The following is a 7,500-nucleotide window of genomic DNA, read 5'->3' on the forward strand; positions in this document are numbered from 1 at the left end:
GGTTGGACATGTTGTTCATGTACAATCAGGAGAAGATCACCATCAATGACCAGAATACAGAGTGGCACTTGGAGGTGATTGGTAACCTATCCCAAAACAGGCCCCAGAGTACTCAAATCATTATAAGGGATATTATCCGTGAAGACCAGGGTTTGAGCTGGAGGAAAGCCATGTATGAACTTCCAGAATACAGTGTTTACTATCTCTTTGATTCTGGTAACTCCCAACTAAAAAGTAACAAGCTCAATAACCAGGTTTCAGCTTACTACGGGAAAAACCACACATTCACCCTTTCCCAGTCCAGTACATTGGAGATCCCTATAAATTCTTCCACTGAAAGGATTGTATGGATAATTGATAACCGGTCAACCTTTTTCCAGGAACTGCAAAGTCAGTTAGAAATTAAAACCATCCATCTACCCAACGGTTTGAACATCCATTACTCTGAGGTTAAGGGTAAAAAATTAGACTTTAAGGTGGGCGGATTTGAATTCAAAACTACCAACACCCCATCATAACACTTAACTCTTTTATTATTTTAGGGGGGATCCCTGGGGGATTATTCATTCATCGGAAAGTGGTATAAATTGTACTAATCCCACTTCCAGTTGGAGAAAATATATGAGAATTGAAAAAGAGAAAATGAAGAATAGTGAAATTTAAGTTTAAATGGAATACAAAAATAATTAATTAAGTTTATTCCCGGTTATGGCCATTTTTGACCATGACTGAATTATAACCCCTAAACAGGAATCTGGTGAATTGTATGGAATGTCAAGATTATTCCCTTAACCGTCAAACTGAAAGAGAAAACCTTAACCTCAACCCTCTCCAACGTGGAGGGGTGCTTCCTCCTGAATCACGGCAAGCACTGTATGAATTTTCCGACGGGTACAGTGTGTGTGACTACTGTGCTGGCCGCCTGGATCAAATATCAAAACCATCCATTAGCAGTTTTCTGGAGGATATGGCCAATTTTATCCAGGTAGATCATGCACGAACTGTCCATGGAGCAAGGGAAGGAAAATTCGCAGTTATGCATGCCCTTTGCCGGCCGGGAGATACTGTGGTTATGGATGGTAACGCCCATTACACTTCTCACCTGGCAGCAGAACGTAACGGGCTTAACATAGTGGAAGTTCCCAGCAGTGGAGAACCAGAGTACCGTATTGACGCCGAACGATACCATGAAACCCTGGATGAACTCAATGATAGGGGAGAAGAGGTTAGCCTGGTTCTTTTAACCCATGTAGATGGGGATTACGGTAATGTAACTGATGCCCGTGCTGTTGGTAAAGTTGCCCATGATGCTGGCATTCCCTTCCTTTTGAACTGTGCATACTCCATGGGACGAATGCCAATAGATGCCAAAGGGTGGAATGTGGATTTTGCAGTGGGAAGTGGCCATAAAAGCATGGCCGCCTCCGGGCCAATAGGCATACTGGGTGTACAGGAGGAGTGGGCCGATCTGGTCCTGAAACGATCCTCCCTGCATCAGGTGAAGGAACTGGAAATGCTGGGGTGTACCAGTCGCGGGGCTCCCATTGCAACTTTAATGGCTTCTCTGCCCCATATCATTAACCGGGTGAAGCATTGGGATGTTGAAGTCGAAAAAAGCCGTTACTTTGTTTCTGAAATGGAAAAAATCAGCGGAGTGCGTCAGATCGGAGTGCGACCAACTGAACATGATCTGGTACGATTCGAAACACCATTTTTCCACAGAATCGCAGCTAAACATCAACGTAAAGGTTTTTATTTATATGAAGAACTTAAACAGCGCAACATCGTGGGTATCAAACGGGGACAGACCCAGTGGTTTAAGTGCAGTGTCTACGGTTACAGCCAGGAACAGGTGCACTACATAGCCCACTCCTTTGCTGAAATTGCCAATAAATATGGGGAAATGGCAGATTAACTTCCGGAACTTAACAGTGTCTGGACAAATTCTGAGGGGTAAGTAATGTCTTGGAGGTGGATTCATGGATGAAACGGATGAAAAACCATTAAAAGCTCTAGTTCTGAGTGGTGGAGGCATCACCGGAACAGCATGGGAATTAGGTGTCCTTCTGGGACTTGAAGAAGGCGGGGTGAAGGTTACTGATGTGGATCTCGTGGTGGGGACATCAGCTGGTTCCAGTGTAGGTGCCCAGATCACCAGTGGCCTCCGCCTGGAAGAACTCTACAACTTACAGCTCAAACCAATCATTGAAACCAAGGAAAGACCAGTGGACTTTGATGGACATGAATTCCGTCAGATGATGGCTGCAGCCATTATGAGCTCTCCTGATTCTCAAACAGCAAGGGTACGTATTGGGGAAGCAGCACTGAATGCTCCCACCATGAGTGAGGAAGAAAGGTTGGAAATAATGGCTTCTCGCTTGCCTGTTCATGAATGGAATCTGGAGAAGAAACTTATTATCAATGCCGTTGATGCCCAGACTGGTGAATGGATTAAATTTAGTCAGGATTCTGGTGTTCCCCTTTTACTTGCAGTATCAGCCAGTTCGGCTGTTCCCGGTGTTTATCCTCCCACCACCATCAATGGTCGTCGCTACATTGATGGGGGTATGAGTTCCGGTACCAATGCCGATGTAGCCCAGGGTTACCAGAAGGTGCTTATAATTGTGGCTGAACCCACTATGGTTGCACCGGCAATGGGACCCACCATGCACCGTATCACCTTCCAGGAAGAGGTTAAACAACTGGAAGAATCTGGTTCCCAGGTTAAGGTCATCACCCCTGATGAAGAGTCACTGGAAGCTAAAGGGCCCAACCCCCTGGATGCAGAGTTTCGAAACGAAGCTGCCAAAGCAGGACGTAAACAGGGGCAAAAAATAGCTGAAGAAGTGAATATTTTCTGGGAATAATCATACCCCGGGTTTTAAATTCATTCCCCCTTTTATCTATTAAACTATCAATTTAATTAATCATTCAACTAGTATCTTCAAACTAATTTATTTTCACACTGGCCACATATTCGTACCTATTAGGGGTTTTTTCGTGGCCAACATCATCAAAAACAATGCGCACTGTTTTTCCAAGGTGTTCTGCTGCCAGTTTAATATGGTAAAGGGCAATACCCATGTCAATTTTGATATATTTCTTCAGCATTATGGCCCTTAAAATATTCGGTTTGAAAGAATAAGCATGAATAACATGATTATTACCCTTAAAAAACCAGGGCTGACTGTTTGTAGCAGAGGGGGCCAGGCGGGCTGCTTCCAACAAAGCCCCAATGTAACCTTCATTTTTAATGTCGCTTATTTTAGGGAGTGGTTTCCTATTGAATTCAAGATTACTGGTTCGGTGTAACTGAACCTTTGGCTTTCCAAAGGCCATTAAAATAATGAACTTAATGTCTGAACTTTCCACAACCCGTTTTTTTGGTTGGGGGATCCCCTGCCAGCAGCTGCCCAACCCATGAGCTGAGAAGAAAAGATCCATCTGCTGGAGCAGGAAGCCAATGTTGGTCTTGTATCCCTCTTTATTTTCTGAAAATACAGCAAGGTAATAGGGTGCTTTTTTCATCATCCGGGGATTAACATCATCTGAGGAGACTATCTTTAAATCTACCTTAATATCATCATATAAAGGTTCCAGGTTGTTGACCTGTTCCAATACATTCTGTAACACGCCCTCTTCCAGAGGTTCCAAATGATAATCTCTAATGGATTTTCTCTTGAATATCTGCGGGTAAAGATCAACCATGTTATAAAATCCCTCCGACCAAATATACATAAAATTATAGGAATAATAATAAATGGAAAAATTAGAATTTTATCTTGATTTATACTTTTTATCAAAGTTACGCCATGATTTGGCTATATACGGTTCGCATTTATCTAATTCGGTTAAAAGGCACATTTTTATGGTTTCACTCTTAATTTCCTCATCTGCGTCAATTTTTTTGTTTATATTAGCAAATACCTGATTTATAATATCTTTTTTCTCTTCCACAGTGTAACCAGCATCAATTGTGGCCTTTTGCAGTGACCCTTTAATTTTATTGGGATTAAACGCTTCAATTTTACCCTTATTTTTTATTACCTTGGTCAAATAAAACACCCCTCCGTTAGTAATCTATCCCTTATCCCTTGATATTTTTTTCTAAAAACACTTGGTTCAAATCCGTTCCTTGTACTTCAGTTCTTTAAATAACACTTCCACTATGGTTCCCTTCTTTACAGTGATGGTCAAGGTTCCATTCAACTGATTAACCAGACTCTTCACCAGCTGCAAACCAAGAGTTTTAGGAGTTTTTCTTTCAGTTTCGGGTATACCCACACCGTTATCTGCTACTTTCAATTTAAATAGCTCATCATTTTTATTTAGAGTTATCTGGATTTTTTTCCCTTTTGTTCCCTCCGGAAATGCGTGTTTCAAAGAATTGGTAACCAGTTCATTGATGATCAGCCCTAAAGGTATGGCCGTGTCCATCCCCATTTCAATATCCGAAACCTTAATTTTAGTTTGGATAATTCCAGTTTCCACCCCGTACAAAGAGAAAAGATCGGATACAAAACTCTCCACATAATCTTTAATGTTTAGATGGGTCAGATCCGGTGATTGGTACAGTTTCTCGTATATCATGGCCATGGATCTAACCCTGCTCTGACTAACCAGGAGAACATCTATAGAGTTCTCATCAACGTAGTGGGACTGGAGATTGAACAGACTGGATATGATCTGCAGGTTGTTGTTAACCCGGTGATGAACTTCCCGCAGTAAAACCGTTTTTTCTTCCAGGGAGGATTTCAACTTATCTTCTGCCCTTTTACGATCGGTTATGTCACGGGATACTGACAGAGAAACATCTTGCCCTTCGTAATTGATGATGTGGCTTTTCACTTCAACCGGTATCTCTTTGCCATCTTTGGTTAACACCACCACCTCGTAGGTACTTTGTCCCTCTTCCAGGAGTATTGCACCAGTATTTTCCGGGATTTTTATGTCCGGGGATATTATGTCCGCGGGACTCATATTCCGGAGTTCATCTCTATCATAGCCCAACTTTTTACTCATCACTTCATTGACTTCCAGGAACCTCCCAATTCCACCGGCAGCCATGTTATTCACCGATATCATATCGTTGGCTTTGTTGAAGATTTCGCGAAACTTCTTTTCACTTTTGGTAAGCTCTTCTCCCGAACGTTTAATGGAAACCAGATTCCTGTAAACCAGGAAGTAAATCAAAAAAGCGGTGACAATCACAAACAAACTTCCTTTAAACATGGCCAGTGTGGTGAATAACTGACGATTACCCACAGTAAGGCTTAACAATTGATCGGAAGCAATGATCCAGATTATACTAATTACAAAATAAATAAAGGCTATTTTAAGGGCACTGTAACCGGGATTAATGGGTTTATGAGATTTTTGCATTTTCGCCCCCTTTTATATTATTTTTCCCCTATTAATTATAAGTCTTATCTTCTAATTCCCACTGGTGAAAATAATCATTATCCATGGGATAAAATTTGTATAACGACCTCAAATTAAATATAAATCCAAAAATGAAGGTTGTTTTTAAAATTAACTATCATATTTTATATAATATAAAAAAAGGTGGAAAAAAGGTTTTTTCCGGTAAAATTAGATTATATCCTTTTTATATCTCTTCAAAAGGCTGTACAATTACGAATCCCTGGCCCCGGAACTTTAACTGGAATGTTTCACCACTATCCTTTCCCAGTAAAGTTTTGAAGTCCACATCCGCCTTGACTGAGGGGGTTAAACCACCGGACCAAGCCACAGTGGCATTGGGATCCGTGTACACTGGTTGATCCGGAGTTACCACCAGGGTGATAGGGGTGAAGTGAGTGGTTATAGCTACCATACCGGTTCCTTCCAGTTTTACCTGGAACAGACCTCCGGCAGACATTCCCACTCCTGAGCTCATCATGGTTATGTCCCAGTCAATCTGGTCTTCAAATGCCAGAAGGTCATTTCCATTGACGTAAATCCGCTCGTTCTGCAGATTCAAAACAACAACTTCTTTCCCCTGATCTGCCAGGTAAACTTTTCCCTGTCCTTTCATTTTCATTAAAGTACTTGTTTCCCCAGTCACTGCCTTTTTAACAAATTTATCCAGGCCATGTTCAAAGGTTCCCTCCCTTTTGAATTTAACATCCCCGGTGTAGGCTACCATGGCTCCCTTTTTGGACCATACCTTACCGTTGAGGTTTATGTTCAGCAGGTAGTTGTTTTCAATTTCGAATGTTTCACCAGAACCTGGTTTCTCCATGGTTCGGCTGATGAAGTCATCTACTGAGTATTTGCTTGAAGAGCCTGCACCAGGGGTGATGACCGCTGGTTTGATCTCCGGGCTTTCCAGAGTTTCCGGGGCTACTTCTATTGATTCACCACAGTTTGGGCAAAATTTTCCTTTAACTTCAGTTCCACAGTTGGGACAAAACATATTCACACCTCAATTTTTTAGTTTATTACACTTTAGTAAAGTCATCAATAAGTATTGTATGATGGATATGATATTAATTAATGAATTGTTTTTCTCAAATGGATGGTTAGATAATTATTTTTATCTGTAAAAAAAGGTAATTTGTCCTGAACTTTAAATTAAATCTTTAAAAAAGGAATAGTTTCCTTTATAAAATTTTTATAACAAAATAAGGCGGGAAAAGTTATTTTAACAAAGTTTCCACGTCCTTAACAATATCCAAAATAGCAGTTTCCAGGAGTGATTCTCCCAACTTTCGGTTGATATCAATTCCCTGTTCCTGAACCTCACATGCTCCCCTATCTATACCTTCATTGGCCTGGCGTGCTTGGTCAAGGCCCACCATTCCCACTTCAGGGTATTCTTCAAAGTTACAGTGCTCAACCAGACAGGATTCATCAGCCATTCCCAGGAACACCCCCATGGAAAGTTCACCAGTCCCGGCATGAGGGCCCTCAATTTCCACGATCCGGTTGTTGAATATTATTTCCAGGTTCAGTTTTCCCCGAACATCATCCAGATAATCCTGAATGGGTACATTTCCACCATGCCCATTAACCAGGACCACTGCTTCTAAATTCAAATTATTTTTAGCCTTTCTTAGAGTGGGAATGAGTTCTTTTTCCACCAGAGCCGGGGGAGTGAGGTGAATCCCATGTTTCACATATTCGTACTCTGTGGCCCCATAAAGTATCCCTAAAAATTTGGCTCCAGTGCGGATTGAAGCCTCAAATGCTAGATAAGATGCTATTTTAGAGTCAGTATCTATAGGGAGTGCTGCGCCGTGGTTTTCCAGGTGGGAACCCACTGCCAGGATTCCTATTTTATGAACCTCCGGTGATATTACCCGGCCTGCTGAATATCTCAGTTCCATCCTTTCCCACTTATCCTTAAGGTCTTTGTAATACTATTTAATCTTATAAATCCCTATTAAAGGATAAATCATGAAGATGAATCCTTTTTCAGAGTTTTTTGGTGTACCAACAGTAATATGATCAAAAATAAAGGCATTAAAATGTCCAGGTAAAGTACTGTTCCGGCAT

The 7,500-nt window shown here is 41.4% G+C and carries 9 protein-coding genes (2 of these 9 only partly in view); 3 read left to right on the forward strand and 6 right to left on the reverse strand.

The annotated features are described in order from the left end of the window. The 3 genes from CIT02_RS05305 to CIT02_RS05315 all read left to right on the forward strand — a co-directional run. Positions 1 to 518 carry the 3' end of a glycosyltransferase family 39 protein gene (locus CIT02_RS05305; RefSeq protein WP_292614699.1) on the forward strand. 1,207 nt of this gene lie to the left of the window's left edge, so the window shows 518 of its 1,725 coding nt (coding positions 1,208-1,725); its start codon lies beyond the left edge, outside the window; it ends in the stop codon at positions 516 to 518. A 248-nt stretch (positions 519 to 766) separates the two neighbouring features. After that, entirely contained in the window at positions 767 to 1,915 is a 1,149-nt protein-coding gene (pscS, locus tag CIT02_RS05310; protein ID WP_292614701.1) for an O-phospho-L-seryl-tRNA:Cys-tRNA synthase, read from the forward strand. Positions 1,916 to 1,979: 64 nt separating this feature from the next. After that, a complete protein-coding gene (locus CIT02_RS05315) occupies positions 1,980 to 2,867 on the forward strand; it encodes a patatin-like phospholipase family protein (protein WP_292614703.1) in 888 nt (295 codons plus the stop codon). 82 nt (positions 2,868 to 2,949) lie between these two features. On the opposite strand, the gene CIT02_RS05320 is transcribed toward CIT02_RS05315, so the two are convergent. The 6 genes from CIT02_RS05320 to CIT02_RS05345 form a co-directional block, all read right to left on the reverse strand. Then, positions 2,950 to 3,708: a nitroreductase family protein gene (locus CIT02_RS05320; RefSeq protein WP_292614705.1), complete on the reverse strand. Its 759-nt coding sequence runs from the start codon at positions 3,706 to 3,708 to the stop codon at positions 2,950 to 2,952. Between the two features lie 69 nt (positions 3,709 to 3,777). Then, positions 3,778 to 4,056, reverse strand: a complete 279-nt coding sequence (locus tag CIT02_RS05325) for an ATP cone domain-containing protein (protein ID WP_292614707.1) — start codon at positions 4,054 to 4,056, stop codon at positions 3,778 to 3,780. 66 nt (positions 4,057 to 4,122) lie between these two features. Then, positions 4,123 to 5,382 carry a sensor histidine kinase gene (locus CIT02_RS05330; protein WP_292614709.1) on the reverse strand — a complete coding sequence of 420 codons (1,260 nt, stop codon included), beginning with the start codon at positions 5,380 to 5,382 and terminating at the stop codon, positions 4,123 to 4,125. Positions 5,383 to 5,608: 226 nt separating this feature from the next. Further along, a complete protein-coding gene (locus tag CIT02_RS05335) occupies positions 5,609 to 6,418 on the reverse strand; it encodes an AIM24 family protein (RefSeq protein ID WP_292614711.1) in 810 nt (269 codons plus the stop codon). A gap of 223 nt (positions 6,419 to 6,641) precedes the next feature. Continuing rightward, positions 6,642 to 7,331 carry a 2-amino-5-formylamino-6-ribosylaminopyrimidin-4(3H)-one 5'-monophosphate deformylase gene (gene arfB, locus CIT02_RS05340; RefSeq protein ID WP_292614713.1) on the reverse strand — a complete coding sequence of 230 codons (690 nt, stop codon included), beginning with the start codon at positions 7,329 to 7,331 and terminating at the stop codon, positions 6,642 to 6,644. Positions 7,332 to 7,399: 68 nt separating this feature from the next. Next, positions 7,400 to 7,500, reverse strand: partial view of a DUF6790 family protein gene (locus tag CIT02_RS05345; RefSeq protein ID WP_292614715.1) — the 3' portion only. Its footprint extends 388 nt past the window's final position; 101 of the gene's 489 nt are visible here — the last part of the coding sequence; its start codon lies off the right edge, out of view; it ends in the stop codon at positions 7,400 to 7,402.

The organism is Methanobacterium sp. BAmetb5 (assembly GCF_003491305.1).
In the GTDB taxonomy this organism is placed as follows: domain Archaea; phylum Methanobacteriota; class Methanobacteria; order Methanobacteriales; family Methanobacteriaceae; genus Methanobacterium.